This is a genomic window from Streptomyces sp. NBC_01235, from assembly GCF_035989285.1.
In the GTDB taxonomy this organism is placed as follows: domain Bacteria; phylum Actinomycetota; class Actinomycetes; order Streptomycetales; family Streptomycetaceae; genus Streptomyces.
Map to the genome: position 1 here is coordinate 7831535 of NZ_CP108513.1, position 17105 is coordinate 7848639.

The following is a 17105-nucleotide window of genomic DNA, read 5'->3' on the forward strand; positions in this document are numbered from 1 at the left end:
TATCCTGGCTCTTCGGTCGTGTGTACGTCCGCGATCGGCGCTGCCCGGGAACACCGAAGGGCGGCGGCCCCCGAGCTCAGAAGATCGAAAGCAGGAATGGCTCTGAACGCCCGCCTCGACCACCGCAAGCCTCTCGTGTTCGACACACACGAGCTGGGGCGGCGGCCCGGTGCGCTGCAGCGCCTGACCCGCGAGATCGACGCCCCCAAGGATCTCGGGATCCAGGGAGTCGTCGGAGTGCCGGAAGGCGCTCCGGTGGAGCTCGAACTCCGGCTCGAGTCGGTCATGGAAGGGGTGCTCGTCACAGGCACCGCCCGTGCACTGGCCGAGGGGGAGTGCGTAAGGTGTCTGGAGCCGCTGGAGCTGGAGCTCGACGCGGACTTCCAGGAGATGTTCTCGTACCCTGACGCCGATGACCGGGGCCGCCCCAAAGCGGAACCGGTCGACGACGCCGAGGAAGACGAGGACAGGCTCTTCATCGAGGACGGCCTGTTCGACCTCGAGCCCGTGCTGCGCGATGCGGTGGTGCTCGCACTGCCGATGCAGCCGGTGTGCCAGGACGACTGCCTGGGCCTGTGTTCCGAGTGCGGAGCGCGGCTCACGGACGACCCGGACCACCACCACGACGCCGTCGACATCCGTTGGGCGGCACTGCAGGGACTCGCCGGTTCACTCGGAGACGGCGAGAAGGACGAGATGAGCGGCGACGCGCCTCGATCAGCACGCGCCGCCGAGAAGCAGGAGAAGTAGCCGTGGCTGTTCCGAAGCGGAAGATGTCGCGCAGCAACACGCGCCACCGCCGGTCGCAGTGGAAGGCTGCGGTCCCCACCCTGGTTGCGTGCGAGCGCTGCCACGAGCCCAAGCTGCAGCACATCGCGTGCCCGTCTTGCGGCACCTATAACAAGCGCCAGGTCCTCGAGGTCTGAGCGGCTGGTGAGAGGCTTCATGTCTGACGCCAAGGCGGACACGACCGCCAAGAAAAAGGCGGAGAACACGGCCTCGTCCCACACGCTTCTGGAAGGGCGGCTCGGCTATCGGCTCGAGTCCGCCCTTCTGGTGCGTGCGCTGACCCACCGTTCCTACGCATACGAGAACGGCGGTCTGCCGACGAACGAGCGGCTGGAGTTCCTCGGGGACTCCGTGCTCGGCCTCGTCGTCACGGACACGCTGTACCGCACCCACCCCGACCTGCCCGAAGGCCAACTGGCCAAGCTGCGGGCCGCGGTGGTCAACTCGCGTGCGCTGGCGGAGGTCGGTCGTGGCCTCGACCTGGGCTCCTTCATCCGGCTCGGCCGGGGTGAAGAGGGCACGGGCGGCCGGGACAAGGCGTCCATCCTCGCCGACACCCTCGAAGCGGTGATCGGCGCGGTCTATCTCGACCAGGGCCTCGACGCGGCCTCCGAACTGGTGCACCGCCTGTTCGACCCGCTGATCGAGAAGTCCTCGAACCTCGGTGCCGGCCTGGACTGGAAGACCAGTCTCCAGGAGCTCACCGCGACCGAAGGCCTCGGTGTCCCCGAGTACCTGGTCACGGAGACCGGCCCCGACCACGAGAAGACCTTCACTGCTGCCGCCCGCGTCGGAGGCGTCTCGTACGGCACCGGCACCGGCCGCAGCAAGAAGGAGGCGGAGCAACAGGCCGCCGAGTCCGCCTGGCGTGCGATCCGCGCCGCGGCGGACGAGCGTGCCAAGGCGGCGAAGGCGGCCCCGGCCGTCGAAGCCGTCGACGGCAGCCCGGACCCCGAGTCCGCCTCCGCCTGACGAACACCAGAACAGCAACGCAGTAGAACAACAGTACGAGACGAACGCCCGCCCCCACTGGGAGGCGGGCGTTCCGTACGGGGGATCCCATGCCCGAGTTGCCCGAGGTCGAGGTCGTCCGGCGCGGTCTGGAGCGGTGGGTCGCCCATCGCACGGTCGCCGACGCCGAGGTGCTGCACCCGCGTGCCGTGCGCCGCCACGTGGCCGGCGCGGACGACTTCGCGCACCGCCTCAAGGGCCACCGCATCGCCACCCCGAGCCGCCGCGGCAAGTACCTGTGGCTGCCGCTGGAGGACACCCACCAGGCGGTCCTGGCCCACCTCGGCATGAGCGGCCAGCTCCTGGTCCAGCCGCACGAGGCCCCCGACGAGAAGCACCTGCGCATCCGCGTGCGCTTCGCCGACGAGGTGGACACCGAACTGCGCTTCGTCGACCAGCGCACCTTCGGCGGCCTCTCGCTGCACGACACCACCCCCGACGGCCTGCCGGACGTCATCGCGCACATCGCCCGCGATCCCCTCGACCCGCTGTTCGACGAAGAAGCGTTTCATCAAACCCTGCGGCGCAAGCGCACCACCATCAAGCGGGCCCTGCTCGACCAGTCGCTGGTCAGCGGTGTCGGCAACATCTACGCGGACGAGGCGCTGTGGCGCGCCCGCCTCCACTACGAGCGTCCGACCGCGAACTTCACCCGCCCGCGCACACTCGAACTCCTGGGTCATGTCCGGGGCGTGATGAACGAGGCCCTCGCCGTCGGCGGCACCACCTTCGACAGCCTGTACGTCAACGTCAACGGCGAATCGGGCTATTTCGACCGGTCCCTGGACGCGTACGGCCGGGAGGGCCTGCCCTGCAAGCGGTGTGCCACACCGATGCGCCGGCGCCCGTGGATGAACCGGTCCAGCTACTTCTGCCCGAAGTGTCAGAAGGCGCCGCGCGTCCCGTCGTAGCGCTCGCGGGCGGCCAGGACGTCGTCCATGCGCCCCTCCACGCAGTGGATGAGCGACAGCAGCCGCTCGGCGACCTCGCGGCCGAGCGGGGTCAGTTCATAGTCCACGCGGGGCGGGTTGGTGGGCTGCGCCTCGCGGTGCACCAGGCCGTCGCGCTCCAGCGCGTGCAGCGTCTGCGACAGCATCTTCTCGCTGACGCCGTCGACCCGGCGGCGCAGCTCGTTGAAGCGCAGCGAGCCCTCGTACAGCGCCCCGAGCGTGAGTCCGCCCCAGCGGCCCGTGACGTGCTCCAGCGTGCCGCGCGAGGGGCAGGCCTTGGCGAACACGTTGAACGGGAGGTCCTGGGCCTCCGCGCGCTCCTGGGTGATGTCCATGCCACCAGCGTACTCGAAGGCAGCGCTATACGGCAGGTTGCACTAACCGAAAGTTAGTGCTTTCCTGTGGTTACCGTTATTGACCTGCCCTGTTCAAGGAGTGCCGCATGTCCACCCCCGTTGTCGCTGTCGCTTACCACTCCGGCTACGGCCACACCGCCGTTCTCGCCGAGGCCGTTCGTGCCGGGGCCGCCGATGCCGGTGCGGAGGTGCTTCTGATCAAGGTCGACGAGATCACCGAGGAGCAGTGGAGGCTGCTCGACGGCTCGGACGCGATCGTGTTCGGCTCGCCGACCTACATGGGGACCGCGTCCGGCGCCTTCCACACCTTCGCCGAGGCGACCTCCGCACGCTGGGCCACCCAGGCGTGGAAGGACAAGCTGGCCGCCGGGTTCACCAACTCCGGCTCCAAGAGCGGCGACAAGCTGCACACGCTCCAGTTCTTCCAGATCCTCGCCGCGCAGCTCGGCATGCACTGGGTCAGCCTCGGCCTGCTGCCCGGCTGGAACAGCAGCACCGCGTCCGAGCACGACCTCAACCGCCTGGGCGTCTTCCTGGGCGCGGCCGCGCAGACCAACGTCGACGAGGGCCCGGACGCCGTCCACAAGGCCGACGTGGCGACGGCGGAGCACCTGGGGCGGCGGGTCGCCGAGACCACCAAGGTCTTCCTGGACGGCCGCGCCCAGGCTGCTTGATCGTTTCTGCGCAGTCTCTCGCGGACTCAGTAGCCGAAGTCCTGGGTCCACCAGGGTCCGCCGGACCCGAAGTGGACGCCGACGCCCAGCGTCTTGAAGTCGCAGTTCAGGATGTTCGCCTTGTGACCGGGGCTGTTCATCCAGGCTTCCATGACCGCGGCCGCGTCGGCCTGGCCCCGGGCTATGTTCTCGCCGCCGAGCTCGGATATGCCGGCCTTGGCCGCCCGGTCCCACGGGGTCGCCCCGTCCGGGTCGGTGTGGTCGAAGAAGCCCCGCGCGGCCATGTCGTCGCTGAACTTCTCGGCCAGCTCCGACAGTGCGCTGTTCGCGGAGAGGGCACTGCAGCCGGCCTTGGACCGCTCCTCGTTGACGAGCTTCAGCACCTCGGCCGCGGTCTGCGCCTCGGCCGAGACCGTCACCGGCGACTCCGACTTCTGCGGCGCCTTGGTGGCCGTCTTCTTCTTGGAGGGAGTGGTCTCCGGCTCCTTCGAAGGCGTGGCCTCCGGCTTCTCGGTGGCCGTCTCGGTCGGCGTCGCCGACGAGGTGGAGGGGGAGGGCGAGGCGGACGGTGAGGCCGACCGGCCGGCGTCGCGGCTGGTCGACGTACCGCCGCGCTCGGTGTCGGCGGAGCCGGAGGTGCCGCCCAGCTCGGAGGCCGAGTTGGTCGGAGAGTCGGCGGCCTGCACCTTGTCGCCGGGTCCGCTGCCGCCGCCGAGCCGGTAGCTGTCGAGGCCGGGCACCACGCCCGTGGCCACCGCGACGGTGCCGAGGGCGACCGCCGCTGACACGCCGAGCAGGCCCGTCCTGACCGGTGTGGCGACCTTCCGCTTCCGGCGGCGGCTCGCACCGCCGGGGCCCGGGCCCGTCCGCAGGGCACCGCCGCCGGGCGTGAAGTCGTCGGCCGCGAACACCGTGGTGTCGGCGCGGGTGTACCCGTCCTCCGTCGCGAACAGGTACTCCTGGCTCTTCGTGACGGAGTCGGCGTAGGACTCCGGGTTCAGATAGGGCGCGATCCCCGCCGTGGGGTGGTCGCCCGCGTACGAGTCCTGCGGGATGTGACCGTCCGCGTGCGAGCCGTGCGTCTGTGTGACCCCCGTGGCGCGGCCCGTGGCGGCGCGGCCGGCGGCGGAGCGTCGGTGGCGTCCCATGTCCTTGCCTTCCTCGTCCGAGCGGTGTTCCCAGCGGTTGGCCGGAGCCCTGGGGCGACGCGCGCCTCCTGGTCCTTCTGGTCAACCTGACTCACTCGATCGAGTGAGTTTCATATGAGAATCATTGGGTGGGGACGGTACCGCATGGGGCTGAGGGAGGAAGTGCCCCGTGTGACTTTGGCCGGTTAGGTTGCACCCATGAGCGAGGATGTGCGGCTGGTCGCCTGGGTGCGCGGACACGTCCAGGGCGTGGGATTCCGCTGGTTCACGCGGGCCAAGGCCCTGGAGATCGGCGGCCTGAGTGGTTTTGCTCTCAATTTGGCCGATGGACGTGTCCAGGTGGTCGCGGAGGGGACCCGTGAGGGCTGTGAGGGGCTGCTCGGCTGGCTCCTCGGTGACGACACGCCCGGGCACGTGGACGGAGTCACCGAGATATGGGACACACCGCGCGGTGGCTACGACGGCTTCGCGATCCGCTGAGGAGTACGCGCGAAACAGCCCCGGGTAAGCGGAGGGACATGCCACCGGCACCTGCCCCCAGCAGAAAGGGCCAGGTGGTTGCCAAGAACTGCTTGCGGTGGGAGGCTCCGCACGTAAGGATGATCGCCACGCCTCGAGGTCCCCGCAGGAGTCGCAGCGCCGCCGTTTCGGCCGCGCGCCACCGGGATGCCCGCCAATACGGGGCGTGATCGTGTTGACCGTCAAACTTTTTGGTGAGACGCTGAAAGCACCCCGCGCACCTTAGCTGTTTGGCATGGATGAACGGCAACACGAACAAGATCGTGTCAAACACCGCGGGTGCGAATCCCTCACGACCCACACCGCTTCGGTCGGTCACTCAGTGTGGAGGACCATCCATCATGGCAAAGGCGCTTCTCGGTTACGTCGGCGGCTCCGACCCGCGACTCCTCGCCGAGATGCGACGGCTCCAGCAGCGTGTACAGGATCTGGAATCCGAGCTCGGACGGATCCAGGCCGAGAACGACGCGCTGACGGCTGCCGCTTCTCACGAATCGCTTCTGGAGAGCATCGACGCACGCCAGGCGGAGCCTGCGCTCACCTGATCGCTGCACCGCTGCACAACGGCACACGCAGTGGTCGGGCGGCTCACATCCAACCGCGTCGGACCGCTAAGTTGTCAGAGTTTGCAAGGGACGCTTCGGCGTCCCTTCTTTCTTGCTCTTTTCTGCCCCGTCTTTCGTTCCCCCGCGCACCCTTTCAGTCTCTTAACGTTTGGTGTGCCCTGCGCGTTCATGGGTGAAACCGCGGGTTCATGGAGTGAGACACCCCCGGAAGGTAGAGTCCAGCGCCGTGCACCTCAAGGCCCTGACCCTCCGGGGGTTCAAGTCGTTCGCCTCGGCGACCACGCTCCGGTTCGAACCGGGGATCACGTGTGTCGTCGGACCGAACGGCTCGGGCAAGTCCAACGTCGTCGACGCGCTCAGCTGGGTCATGGGCGAGCAGGGCGCCAAGTCGCTGCGCGGCGGCAAGATGGAGGACGTCATCTTCGCCGGCACCACCGGGCGCCCCCCGTTGGGCCGCGCCGAGGTGTCCCTGACCATCGACAACTCCGACGGGGCGCTGCCCATCGAGTACGCCGAGGTCACCATCACGCGGATCATGTTCCGCAACGGCGGCAGCGAGTACCAGATCAACGGAGACACCTGCCGCCTCCTCGACATCCAGGACCTGTTGTCCGACTCCGGCATCGGCCGCGAGATGCACGTCATCGTCGGCCAGGGCCAGCTCGACTCCGTCCTGCACGCCGACCCGATGGGCCGCCGCGCCTTCATCGAGGAGGCGGCGGGCGTCCTCAAGCACCGCAAGCGCAAGGAGAAGGCGCTCCGCAAGCTGGACGCGATGCAGGCCAACCTCGCGCGCGTGCAGGACCTGACGGACGAACTCCGGCGCCAGCTCAAGCCACTGGGCCGCCAGGCGGCGGTGGCGAGAAGAGCGGCCGTCATCCAGGCGGACCTGAGGGATGCCCGGCTCCGACTGCTGGCCGACGATCTCGTACGGCTGCGGGAGGCGCTCAGGAGCGAGGTCGCCGACGAGGCCGCCCTCAAGGAGCGCAAGGAAGCCGCCGAGCAGGAGCTGAGGAAGGCCCTCCAGCGCGAAGCCCTTCTGGAGGACGAGGTCAGGCAGCTGACGCCACGCCTCCAGCGCGCCCAGCAGACCTGGTACGAGCTGTCCCAGCTCGCCGAACGCGTCCGCGGCACGATCTCGCTCGCCGACGCGCGCGTGAAGAGCGCCACCTCCACGCCCCCGGAGGAGCGGCGCGGACGTGACCCCGAGGACATGGAGCGGGAGGCCGCCCGCGTCCGCGAGCAGGAGGCCGAGCTGGAGGCCGCCCTGGAAGCGGCCCAGCACGCCCTGGACGACACCGTCGCCCACCGTGCCGACCTGGAGCGGGAACTCGCCGCCGAGGAACGACGCCTCAAGGACGTCGCCCGGGCCATCGCCGACCGCCGCGAGGGCCTGGCCCGACTGAACGGCCAGGTCAACGCGGCCCGTTCGCGTGCCGCGTCCGCCCAGGCCGAGATCGACCGGCTCGCCGCCGCCCGCGACGAGGCCCAGGAGCGGGCCGTCACCGCGCAGGAGGAGTACGAGGCGCTCAAGGCGGAGGTCGACGGCCTCGACGCCGGTGATCAGGAGCTGGGCGAACAGCACGAGACGGCCAAGCGGCAGCTCGCCGAGGCGGAGACCGCCCTCACCGCCGCCCGCGAGGCGGCCACGGCAGCCGAACGCCGACGCGCCGCGACCCAGGCCCGCCACGAGACCCTCGCGCTGGGCCTGCGCCGCAAGGACGGCACGGGCGCGTTGCTCGGCGCACGGGATCGCCTGAGCGGCCTGCTGGGCCCGGCGGCCGAACTGCTGACGGTGACCCCGGGCTACGAGGTCTCGCTCGCGGCCGCCTTCGGGGCCGCGGCGGACGCCCTCGCCGTGACCACTCCGTCCGCCGCCGCCGAAGCGATTCGCCTCCTGCGCAAACAGGACGGCGGCCGGGCCGCGCTGCTGCTGGCGGGCGCACCGGAGGAGCGGGGCCCCGAGGCCGGCGGGCTGTCGTCCGGGGCGTCCGACTCCGGCCGGCCGGGCGGCTCGGGGGTGGGTGCTCCGTTGGGCGATGGCGTGGGTGGTTTCGGTCGGTCGGCCGGGAGGTCCGCGTCAGGGGAGGTGTCCGGGGCGTCCGACTCCGGCCGGCCGGGCGGGTCGGGGGTGGGTGGCCCGGGGGGCGGCCGAGTGGCTGGTGGTGTCGAGCCTGCTCGGGTGTTCGCGCCCGACGGCGAGTCCGTGGCCGGGAGTGGTCTGTCGAGTGGCGGTGGTCTGCGGGGCCCCTCGCGCGACGGGGGCACCGGAGGGGTTTCCTTCGCTGCCGACCTCGTTCGAGGGCCCTCCGATCTCATGCCCGCCGTGCGGCGGATCCTGCGGGGGGTTGTCGTCGTCGGCACGCTGGAGGACGCCGAGGAGCTGGTGTACGCCCGGCCCGAGCTCACCGCTGTCACCGCCGACGGTGACCTGTTGGGGGCGCACTTCGCGCACGGGGGGTCGGCCGGGGCGCCCAGTCTGCTGGAGGTGCAGGCGTCCGTCGACGAGGCCGCCGCCGAGCTCGAAGAGCTGGCCGTGCGGTGCGAGGAGTTGACCGAGGCACAGCACGCGGCCGGCCGGCGGCGCAAGGAATGTGCCGCGCTCGTCGAGGAGTTGGGGGAGCGGAGGCGGGCCGCCGACCGTGAGAAGTCGGCCGTGGCCCAGCAGCTCGGACGGCTCGCGGGACAGGCGCGCGGTGCCGCCGGAGAAGCCGAACGGTCCACGGCAGCGGCGGCGCGGGCGCAGGAAGCGCTCGACAGGGCCGTGGAAGAGGCCGAGGAACTGGCCGAACGGCTGGCCGTCGCCGAGGAGATGCCGGTCGAGGAGGAGCCCGACACCTCGGTGCGGGACCGGCTCGCCGCCGACGGGGCCAACGCCCGGCAGACCGAGATGGAGGCGCGGCTCCAGGTCCGTACGCACGAGGAGCGGGTCAAGGGGCTGGCCGGACGGGCCGACTCGCTGGACCGCGCCGCACGGGCGGAACGCGAGGCACGCGCGCGTGCCGAGCAGCGGCGGGCGCGGCTGCGGCACGAGGCCGCCGTCGCGGAGGCCGTGGGCTCCGGCGCGCGGCAGCTGCTCGCGCACGTCGAGGTGTCCCTCGGGCGGGCCGAGGCGGAGCGGGTCGCCGCCGACGCCGCCAAGGCGCGGCGCGAGCAGGAACTGGCCGCCGCCCGCACCGCCGGGCGCGATCTCAAGGCCGAGCTCGACAAGCTGACGGACTCGGTCCACCGGGGTGAGGTCCTCGGCGCCGAGAAGCGGATGCGGATCGAGCAGCTGGAGACCAAGGCGCTGGAGGAGCTGGGCGTGGAGCCCGCGGGGCTGGTCTCCGAGTACGGGCCGCATCAGCTCGTGCCGCCCTCGCCGCCCGCCGAGGGCGAGGTGCTGCCGGAGGACCCCGAGGATCCGCGCAACCAGCCGAGGGCGTTCGTGCGGACGGAGCAGGAGAGGCGGCTGAAGGCGGCCGAGCGGGCGTATCAGCAGCTCGGCAAGGTGAACCCGCTTGCCCTGGAGGAGTTCTCGGCGCTGGAGGAACGTCACAAGTTCCTCAGCGAGCAGCTGGAGGACCTCAAGAAGACCCGCGCCGACCTGCTTCAGGTGGTGAAGGAGGTCGACGAGCGCGTCGAGCAGGTCTTCACCGAGGCGTTCCGGGACACGGCGAGGCAGTTCGAGGGCGTCTTCAGCCGGTTGTTCCCCGGCGGGGAGGGGCGGCTGATCCTGACCGATCCCGACAACATGCTCACCACGGGTGTGGATGTCGAGGCCCGGCCGCCGGGCAAGAAGGTCAAGCGGCTCAGCCTGCTCTCCGGCGGCGAGCGGTCGCTGACCGCCGTCGCGATGCTGGTGTCGATCTTCAAGGCCCGGCCCAGCCCGTTCTACGTCATGGACGAGGTCGAGGCCGCCCTCGACGACACCAACCTCCAGCGGCTGATCCGCATCATGCAGGAGCTTCAGGAGTCCTCGCAGCTGATCGTGATCACGCATCAGAAGCGCACGATGGAGGTCGCCGACGCGCTGTACGGCGTGTCCATGCAGGGCGACGGTGTGTCGAAGGTCATCAGTCAGCGCCTCCGCTGAACGCACCCTGCACCTGACGTCGACCGTCTCTTCAAGAGTTGAACACATTCCCGGTATCGCGGTGCTGAAAGGTCACAGCTATGCCCTCTTGACTTCGAAACTTGAAGGCATAGTCTCGGCAGCGTTGCTTTTACCTTCAGATACCACCTATCTGGAGGGGTACCTGTCCGTCGGCAACGTTGCCGGTGGCCCGAGGAGTTGAACGTGACCAGCACAGAGCAGGCACAGAAGTCAGGAGCCAGGACGGCTCACCCCGATCATCTCGGGCACGTCATATTCATCGCGGCGGCGGCCGCGATGGGCGGCTTCCTCTTCGGCTACGACAGCTCCGTCATCAACGGCGCCGTCGAGGCGATCAGGGACCGTTACGACGTCGGCTCCGCGGCCCTGGCGCAGGTCATCGCCATCGCCCTGATCGGCTGCGCCATCGGCGCCGCGACCGCCGGCCGCATCGCCGACCGCATCGGCCGCATCCGGGTCATGCAGATCGCCGCCGTGCTCTTCACGGTCAGCGCCGTCGGCTCGGCACTGCCCTTCGCGCTGTGGGACTTCGCCATGTGGCGGGTTGTCGGTGGCTTCGCCATCGGCATGGCCTCCGTCATCGGCCCCGCCTACATCGCCGAGGTCGCCCCGCCCGCCTACCGAGGCCGCCTCGGCTCCTTCCAGCAGGCCGCGATCGTCATCGGCATCGCGATCTCGCAGCTGGTCAACTGGGGTCTGCTGAACGCCGCCGGCGGCGACCAGCGCGGCAAGCTCATGGGCCTGGAGGCCTGGCAGGTCATGCTCGGCGTGATGGTCGTCCCGGCCGTCCTCTACGGCCTGCTCTCCTTCGCCATCCCCGAGTCCCCCCGCTTCCTGATCTCCGTCGGCAAGCACGACCGCGCCCGCGAGATCCTCGAAGAGGTCGAGGGCAACAGCGCCGACCTGGACGCCCGCGTCACCGAGATCGAGCACGCCATGAAGAGCGAGCACAAGTCGACCTTCAAGGACCTGCTCGGCGGCGGCTTCTTCTTCAAGCCGATCGTCTGGATCGGCATCGGCCTGTCGGTCTTCCAGCAGTTCGTCGGCATCAACGTCGCGTTCTACTACTCCTCGACGCTGTGGCAGTCGGTCGGCGTCGACCCGACGGACTCGTTCTTCTACTCCTTCACGACGTCGATCATCAACATCGTCGGCACCGTGATCGCGATGATCTTCGTGGACCGTGTCGGCCGCAGGCCGCTCGCCCTCATCGGCTCCGTCGGCATGGTCGTCGGCCTCGCCCTGGAGGCCTGGGCGTTCAGCTTCGACCTGGTCGACGGCAAGCTGCCGGCCACACAGGGCTGGATCGCGCTGATCGCCGCCCACGTGTTCGTCCTCTTCTTCGCCCTGTCCTGGGGCGTGGTCGTCTGGGTCTTCCTCGGCGAGATGTTCCCCAACCGGATCCGCGCCGCCGCCCTGGGCGTGGCCGCCGCCGCGCAGTGGATCGCCAACTGGGCCATCACCGCGAGCTTCCCGTCCCTGGCCGACTGGAACCTCTCCGCGACCTACGTGATCTACACGGCCTTCGCCGCGCTCTCCGTCCCGTTCGTCCTCAAGTACGTCAAGGAGACGAAGGGCAAGGCCCTGGAGGAGATGGGCTGAACAGCCTCGAACAGAGGCTTTTGAGCCCCCTGAGCTCGAGGAGCCGGGCCAAGTCCCCGCTGCCCGCTCCTCGATACCCGTGAGAACGTACTGCCCCGGCTCACCCCCCGAGCCGGGGCAGTACGTCTTCGCAGAACAGCCGCAGACTCCGCCACCCCTCCTCCACCGGCATCCCGCCCGCGAGCGGATGCAGTACGAGGTTGTCGAGCCCCTGCGTCACGCACGCGTCCGGGGTGAGAATCCGGTACACGCCCTCGTCCCGGAGTTCCCCGACCGTCATCGCTCCCGACTTCACGGCCGAGCGGATGTCGCCGGACTGCCAGGAGGCGTACGTCCGTGCCTCGTGCAGGAAGTGTCCGCCGTACTCGGCCCACGCGCGGTCCGGATCCTCGGCGACGTGCAACAACGGCGTCTCGGCGCCCGGCATCATCGTCCACCCCTGCGTCCCGTACTCCACGAGCCGCTCCTTGTAGTACGCCTCCAGCTCAGGAAGGTGCGCGCTCGGGAAGAACGGCAGGCCGAGCCGGGCGGCCCGGCGGGCGGCGGCCTCGGAGGAACCGCCCACCAGAAGGAGGGGGTGCGGGTCGGTCCCCGGACGCGGGGTGACCCGTACCGTACGGCCCCGGTACTCGAACTCCTCGCCGGTCCAGGCCTTCAGTACGGTCTCCAGCAGTTCGTCCTGGAGCCGGCCGCGCCGCTTCCAGTCCACCCCGGCCCGGGAGTACTCCTCGGGCCGGTACCCGATCCCGACGACCGTGACCAGCCGCCCGCCGCTCAGCAGATCGAGCACGGCGATGTCCTCGGCCAGCCGCAGCGGGTCGTGCAGCGGGCCGATGACGGCGGAAACGGTCACCGCCAGCCGCCGGGTCGCCCCGAGCACCGCGCCCGCGAAGGCGAACGGCGACGGCAGCCAGTTGTTCTCGACGCCGTGATGTTCCTCGGTCTGCACGAGGGTGACCCCGTGCTCGTCGGCGTACGCGGCCATCTCCAGCGCGGCCCGGTAGCGGACGCTCAGCTCTGCGGGAGAGGCGCCGGGGGCGACGAGGTTGAAGCGGACGACGGTGACGGGCATGGGAGCCCCCTTCGCCGGGCGGGTCGGGTCGTGGCGCAGGGGACGTTAGCTGACGTACCGTCAGGTAGCCAGGGGTACGGTGCCCTCGTTCGGCACGCCCGGGCGACGGCGCCGGTACATCGGAAGGGCGTGTCGCGACCCACCGTATGGACCACGACACGCCCTGGGTGCCTGTGCGCGCACCCGAGCGGGTTCGCCAACCGGACCCGTTGTGACTCCGCCCCTGAGGGGCTTCCCGGCCGACCCACAGTCGGACAGGCGGGCCGGCCCGGCCCGGCGGGGCGTGCGCCCCCGCGTGGACAGCGAACGTCCGAGCGGGAGGTCGCGCCATACTGGAGCAGTTATGGAAACCGTCATCCTTGCTGTAGTCATCGCCGTGGTCGTGCTCGCGGTGCTCGGCGGGCTCGTCGTCGGCAGTCGACGGAAGAAGTCGCTGCCCCCGCCGCCCCCCACCGCGCCCGACATCACCGCCCCTCCGGCCGAGCCGCACGTCGGCGACGAGGCCGAGACGCCGCGCGACGAACCGCGCCGCACGATCGAGGAGGTGGATCTCCCCGACGGCGGCTCGACCGGTGTCGCCGTCGAGGAGCCGCCCGCCGGCCCCCTTCTCGAGGTCCCCGAGCTCGAGATCCCGGAGCCCACCGAAGGGCGGCTGGTCCGCCTCCGAGCCCGTCTCTCCCGCTCGCAGAACGCCCTCGGCAAGGGGCTGCTCACGCTGCTCTCGCGCGAGCACCTCGACGAGGACACGTGGGAGGAGATCGAGGACACGCTGCTCACCGCCGACGTCGGCGTGCAGCCCACCCAGGAGCTGGTGGAGCGGCTGCGTGAGCGCGTCAAGGTGCTCGGCACCCGCACCCCCGAGGAGCTGCGCACCCTGCTGCGCGAGGAGCTGCTCAAGCTGGTCGGCACCGATGTCGACCGCACCGTGCGGACCGAGCCCGAGGACCGCAAGCCGGGCATCGTGATGGTCGTCGGGGTCAACGGCACCGGCAAGACCACCACCACCGGCAAGCTCGCGCGCGTGCTCGTCGCCGACGGCCGGACCGTCGTCCTGGGCGCCGCCGACACCTTCCGCGCCGCCGCCGCCGACCAGCTCCAGACGTGGGGCGAGCGGGTCGGCGCCCACACCGTGCGCGGCCCCGAGGCCGGCGACCCCGCCTCCGTCGCGTTCGACGCGGTGAAGGAGGGCAAGGAGATGGGGGTCGACGTCGTCCTCATCGACACCGCCGGGCGGCTGCACACCAAGACCGGGCTCATGGACGAGCTCGGCAAGGTCAAGCGCGTCGTCGAGAAGCACGCCCCGCTCGACGAGGTGCTGCTCGTCCTCGACGCGACCACCGGGCAGAACGGTCTCGTCCAGGCCCGTGTCTTCGCCGAGGTCGTCGACATCACCGGCATCGTCCTGACCAAGCTGGACGGCACGGCGAAGGGCGGCATCGTGGTGGCGGTCCAGCGCGAGCTGGGCGTACCGGTCAAGCTCGTCGGACTGGGCGAGGGCGCGGACGACCTGGCGCCGTTCGAGCCGGAGGCGTTCGTCGACGCCCTCATCGGAGACTGACACAGGTATTGAATTCAGCATCTGCCGCGATGAAGCGCCCGCCCCCGGTGCAGTGGGAGCGGGCGCTTCGCTGTGTACGACCGTGAGGCTGACACGTCCTACGCGCGCGACCTGTGCGCCAGGTACGCCAGCGTCCCCAGCAGCAGCCGGGCCTCCGGCGGTCGGGTCGCCGAGTCCAGGGCGGGTGGGCGCAGCCAGCGGACCGGGCCGAGGCCGCCGCGGTCGGAGGGCGGGGCCGTGATGTACGTACCGGGGCCGAGGCCGCGCAGGCCGAGGGCGGCCGGGTCGTCCCAGCCCATGCGGTAGAGGAGGTCGGTCAGCTCGGCGGCGGCGCCGGGGGAGACGAAGAACTGGGTGCGGCCTTCGGGGGTGGCGGTGACCGGGCCGAGGGGGAGACCCATGCGCTCCAGGCGGACCAGGGCGCGACGGCCGACGGGCTCGGCGACGTCGATCACGTCGAACGCGCGCCCGACGGCCAGCATCACCGCGGCGCCCGGGAACTCCGCCCAGGTCCTGGACACGTCGTCGAGGGTGGCGCCGGCGGGGACGCGCGGCGCGAACTCCAGGGGATGCGCGCCGGGTTCGCCGCACGCGGGCCGCCCGCACGAGCAGGCCCCGGCCGCGGCCCGTGCGCCCGGCACCACGTCCCAGCCCCACAGTCCTGTGAACTCGGCGACGGTGGTGCACTCGGACGAGCGACCGCGCCTGCGCGCGCCGGAGCGGATCTCGCGAATGCCGCCGATCGTGAAGCCCATGCCCCCTCCAACGGGTCCGACGCGCCAGTGGTTACGTAACGGACGCATGTCGTAACTGTGCGTGCTCACGCTGCCCGGTGGCCGCCCCGTTCAGGCAGCGCTTCGAAGCGCTCCGGGTGGTGTGCTCGGCTGTGCGCGCCCCTGAGCGCTTCGCTCCGCTCGCTCCTGGCCGTTCTACGTCAAGTGAATCGCGTGCAGGTCACCGGGAGTTCATTCGAAGGGGTGGCGAATGGTGGCGTTTCCGGGGTCGGCGTGGCTGGAGGCGTGATCGAGGGATTACTTTGAGTGCGCGGGTCCTGGAGGCACATGCGCTTGTGGGTATGCCGGAGGCAAGTCGGCTTTCCGTTCGAAGGGTGACAAGTACCGGACGGAGGGCCGTATTTACCGGCATTCTGATAAGGCTTGGCGCACTCAGTGACAAGTGGTCTCAGGGAGTGGGGGCGTTCCAGTGAGCGGCAACGGCGGAAGCGGAAACAACGCTGTGAGCGCGGACAGGCGCCCGAACGAGCTGCTCACGTCGTGGTTCGTCCGCAGTGGCTGGTCGAAGGGTGAACTGGCCCGTCAAGTCAACCGCCGGGCACGCCAGTTGGGCGCCAGCCACATCTCCACGGACACCTCACGCGTGCGCCGCTGGCTGGACGGCGAGAACCCCCGCGAGCCCATTCCCAGGATCCTGTCCGAGCTGTTCTCCGAGAGGTTCGGCTGTGTCGTCTCCGTCGAGGACCTCGGGCTGCGCGCGGCGCGCCAGGCGCCCTCCGCGACCGGCGTCGACCTGCCGTGGACGGCCCCGCAGACGGTGGCGCAGCTCAGCGAGTTCTCGCGCAGCGACCTGATGCTGGCGCGGCGCGGCTTCCTCGGGACCTCGCTGGCCCTGTGTGCGGGACCGTCCCTCATCGAGCCCATGCAGCGATGGCTCGTCCCCTCGCCGCCCGCCCCGCTCGGGGAGCCGGACTCGGTTCCCACCAGCCGGGCCCGCGGCCGGCTCTCCCGGCCCGAGCTGGACCTGCTGGAGTCCACCACCGTGATGTTCCGGCAGTGGGACGCCCAGTGCGGCGGCGGCCTGCGCCGCAAGGCGGTCGTCGGGCAGTTGCACGAGGTGACGGACCTCCTCCAGGAGCCCCAGCCCGAGGCCACCGGGAGGAAGCTCTTCAAAGTCGCCGCCGAGCTGGCGGAACTCGCGGGCTGGATGAGTTACGACGTCGGGCTCCAGCCCACCGCGCAGAAGTACTTCGTCCTGGCCCTGCACGCGGCCAAGGAGGCCGGTGACCGGCCGCTCGGCAGTTACGTGCTGTCCAGCATGGGCCGCCAGATGATCCACCTCGGCCGGCCCGAGGACGCGCTGGAGCTGATCCATCTCGCGCAGTACGGCAGCCGGGACTGCGCGAGCCCGCGCACCCAGTCCATGCTGTATGCGATGGAGGCCCGCGCCTACGCCAACATGGGGCAGCCCGGGCGGTGCAAGCGGGCGGTGCGGATGGCCGAGGACACCTTCGCCGAGGCGGACGAGTGGGACGAGCCCGACCCCGACTGGATCCACTTCTTCTCCGAGGCCGAGCTGTACGGCGAGAACAGCCACTCCTTCCGTGACCTCGCCTATGTCGCCGGCCGCAGTCCCACGTACGCCTCGCTGGCCGAGCCCCTGATGCGCAAGGCCGTGGAGAACTTCGCCGGGGACACCGACCACCAGCGGTCGTACGTGCTGAACCTGATCGGCATGGCCACCGTCCACCTGCTGCAACGTGAGCCCGAGCAGAGTGCCGCCCTCGCCACCCAGGCCATGAAGGAGGCCAAGAAGGTGCGCTCCGAGCGCGTCAACACTCGTATCCGAAAGACCGTCGACAGCGCTGTACGCGATTTCGGGGATCTCACCGAAGTCGTGGACCTGACCGAGCGGCTCCGCATCGAGCTGCCGGAGACGGCCGAAGCGGTCTGAACCAGCTGATCCACAGAGCAAAACCCTTGAACTCCGGCCGTGGCCGGCCCTCCCGAACTGCCCGACTCGGCTCCCC

The 17105-nt window shown here is 70.5% G+C and carries 15 protein-coding genes; 11 read left to right on the top strand and 4 right to left on the bottom strand.

What is annotated here, in order from left to right; translation table 11 throughout:
• Positions 1-96 precede the first annotated feature (96 nt).
• The 4 genes from OG289_RS35415 (at position 97) to mutM (ending at position 2711) form a co-directional block, all read left to right on the top strand.
• Positions 97-750 (top strand): YceD family protein, encoded by a 654-nt coding sequence (locus OG289_RS35415; protein ID WP_327318107.1) that lies wholly within the window; start codon positions 97-99, stop codon positions 748-750.
• Positions 751-752: 2 nt separating this feature from the next.
• Positions 753-926: a 50S ribosomal protein L32 gene (gene rpmF, locus OG289_RS35420; RefSeq protein WP_007493396.1), complete on the top strand. Its 174-nt coding sequence runs from the start codon at positions 753-755 to the stop codon at positions 924-926.
• A gap of 19 nt (positions 927-945) precedes the next feature.
• Positions 946-1761, top strand: coding sequence for a ribonuclease III (gene rnc, locus OG289_RS35425; protein WP_327318108.1), 816 nt, complete (start codon positions 946-948; stop codon positions 1759-1761).
• 89 nt (positions 1762-1850) lie between these two features.
• Positions 1851-2711, top strand: coding sequence for a bifunctional DNA-formamidopyrimidine glycosylase/DNA-(apurinic or apyrimidinic site) lyase (gene mutM, locus OG289_RS35430; RefSeq protein WP_327318109.1), 861 nt, complete (start codon positions 1851-1853; stop codon positions 2709-2711).
• Here the strand turns inward: mutM and OG289_RS35435 are convergent.
• The gene (locus tag OG289_RS35435) at positions 2684-3085 is read right to left on the bottom strand and encodes a winged helix-turn-helix transcriptional regulator (RefSeq protein WP_327318110.1); all 402 of its coding nucleotides are present in this window, start codon (positions 3083-3085) and stop codon (positions 2684-2686) included. The two genes, mutM and OG289_RS35435, sit on opposite strands and share 28 nt — an antisense overlap.
• A 107-nt stretch (positions 3086-3192) precedes the next feature.
• Here OG289_RS35435 and OG289_RS35440 point away from each other — a divergent pair, with 107 nt between their 5' ends.
• A complete protein-coding gene (locus OG289_RS35440) occupies positions 3193-3780 on the top strand; it encodes a flavodoxin family protein (RefSeq protein WP_327318111.1) in 588 nt (195 codons plus the stop codon).
• A gap of 26 nt (positions 3781-3806) precedes the next feature.
• Here OG289_RS35440 and OG289_RS35445 read toward each other — a convergent pair whose 3' ends face one another.
• The gene (locus OG289_RS35445) at positions 3807-4928 is read right to left on the bottom strand and encodes a CAP domain-containing protein (RefSeq protein WP_327318112.1); all 1122 of its coding nucleotides are present in this window, start codon (positions 4926-4928) and stop codon (positions 3807-3809) included.
• Positions 4929-5126: 198 nt separating this feature from the next.
• Between OG289_RS35445 and OG289_RS35450 the strand changes: the two genes are divergently transcribed.
• The 4 genes from OG289_RS35450 to OG289_RS35465 all read left to right on the top strand — a co-directional run bounded on the left by OG289_RS35450 (position 5127) and on the right by OG289_RS35465 (position 11711).
• Entirely contained in the window at positions 5127-5408 is a 282-nt protein-coding gene (locus OG289_RS35450; RefSeq protein ID WP_327318113.1) for an acylphosphatase, read from the top strand.
• A 380-nt stretch (positions 5409-5788) separates the two neighbouring features.
• Positions 5789-5992, top strand: a complete 204-nt coding sequence (locus OG289_RS35455; protein WP_020128723.1) for a hypothetical protein — start codon at positions 5789-5791, stop codon at positions 5990-5992.
• Positions 5993-6239: 247 nt separating this feature from the next.
• Positions 6240-10088, top strand: a complete 3849-nt coding sequence (locus tag OG289_RS35460) for an AAA family ATPase (protein WP_327318114.1) — start codon at positions 6240-6242, stop codon at positions 10086-10088.
• Positions 10089-10292: 204 nt separating this feature from the next.
• Positions 10293-11711, top strand: a complete 1419-nt coding sequence (locus tag OG289_RS35465; protein ID WP_327318115.1) for a sugar porter family MFS transporter — start codon at positions 10293-10295, stop codon at positions 11709-11711.
• 100 nt (positions 11712-11811) lie between these two features.
• Here the strand turns inward: OG289_RS35465 and OG289_RS35470 are convergent, their stop codons facing one another.
• Positions 11812-12783 carry an LLM class flavin-dependent oxidoreductase gene (locus tag OG289_RS35470; protein WP_327318116.1) on the bottom strand — a complete coding sequence of 324 codons (972 nt, stop codon included), beginning with the start codon at positions 12781-12783 and terminating at the stop codon, positions 11812-11814.
• Positions 12784-13126: 343 nt separating this feature from the next.
• On the opposite strand from OG289_RS35470, the gene ftsY reads away from it, so the two are divergent.
• Positions 13127-14341 (top strand): signal recognition particle-docking protein FtsY, encoded by a 1215-nt coding sequence (gene ftsY, locus OG289_RS35475; protein ID WP_327318117.1) that lies wholly within the window; start codon positions 13127-13129, stop codon positions 14339-14341.
• Between the two features lie 98 nt (positions 14342-14439).
• Here ftsY and OG289_RS35480 read toward each other — a convergent pair whose 3' ends face one another.
• Positions 14440-15096 (bottom strand): bifunctional DNA primase/polymerase, encoded by a 657-nt coding sequence (locus OG289_RS35480; RefSeq protein WP_327318118.1) that lies wholly within the window; start codon positions 15094-15096, stop codon positions 14440-14442.
• A gap of 448 nt (positions 15097-15544) precedes the next feature.
• Between OG289_RS35480 and nsdA the strand changes: the two genes are divergently transcribed.
• The gene (nsdA, locus tag OG289_RS35485; RefSeq protein ID WP_327318119.1) at positions 15545-17029 is read left to right on the top strand and encodes a transcriptional repressor NsdA; all 1485 of its coding nucleotides are present in this window, start codon (positions 15545-15547) and stop codon (positions 17027-17029) included.
• Positions 17030-17105: the final 76 nt, after the last annotated feature.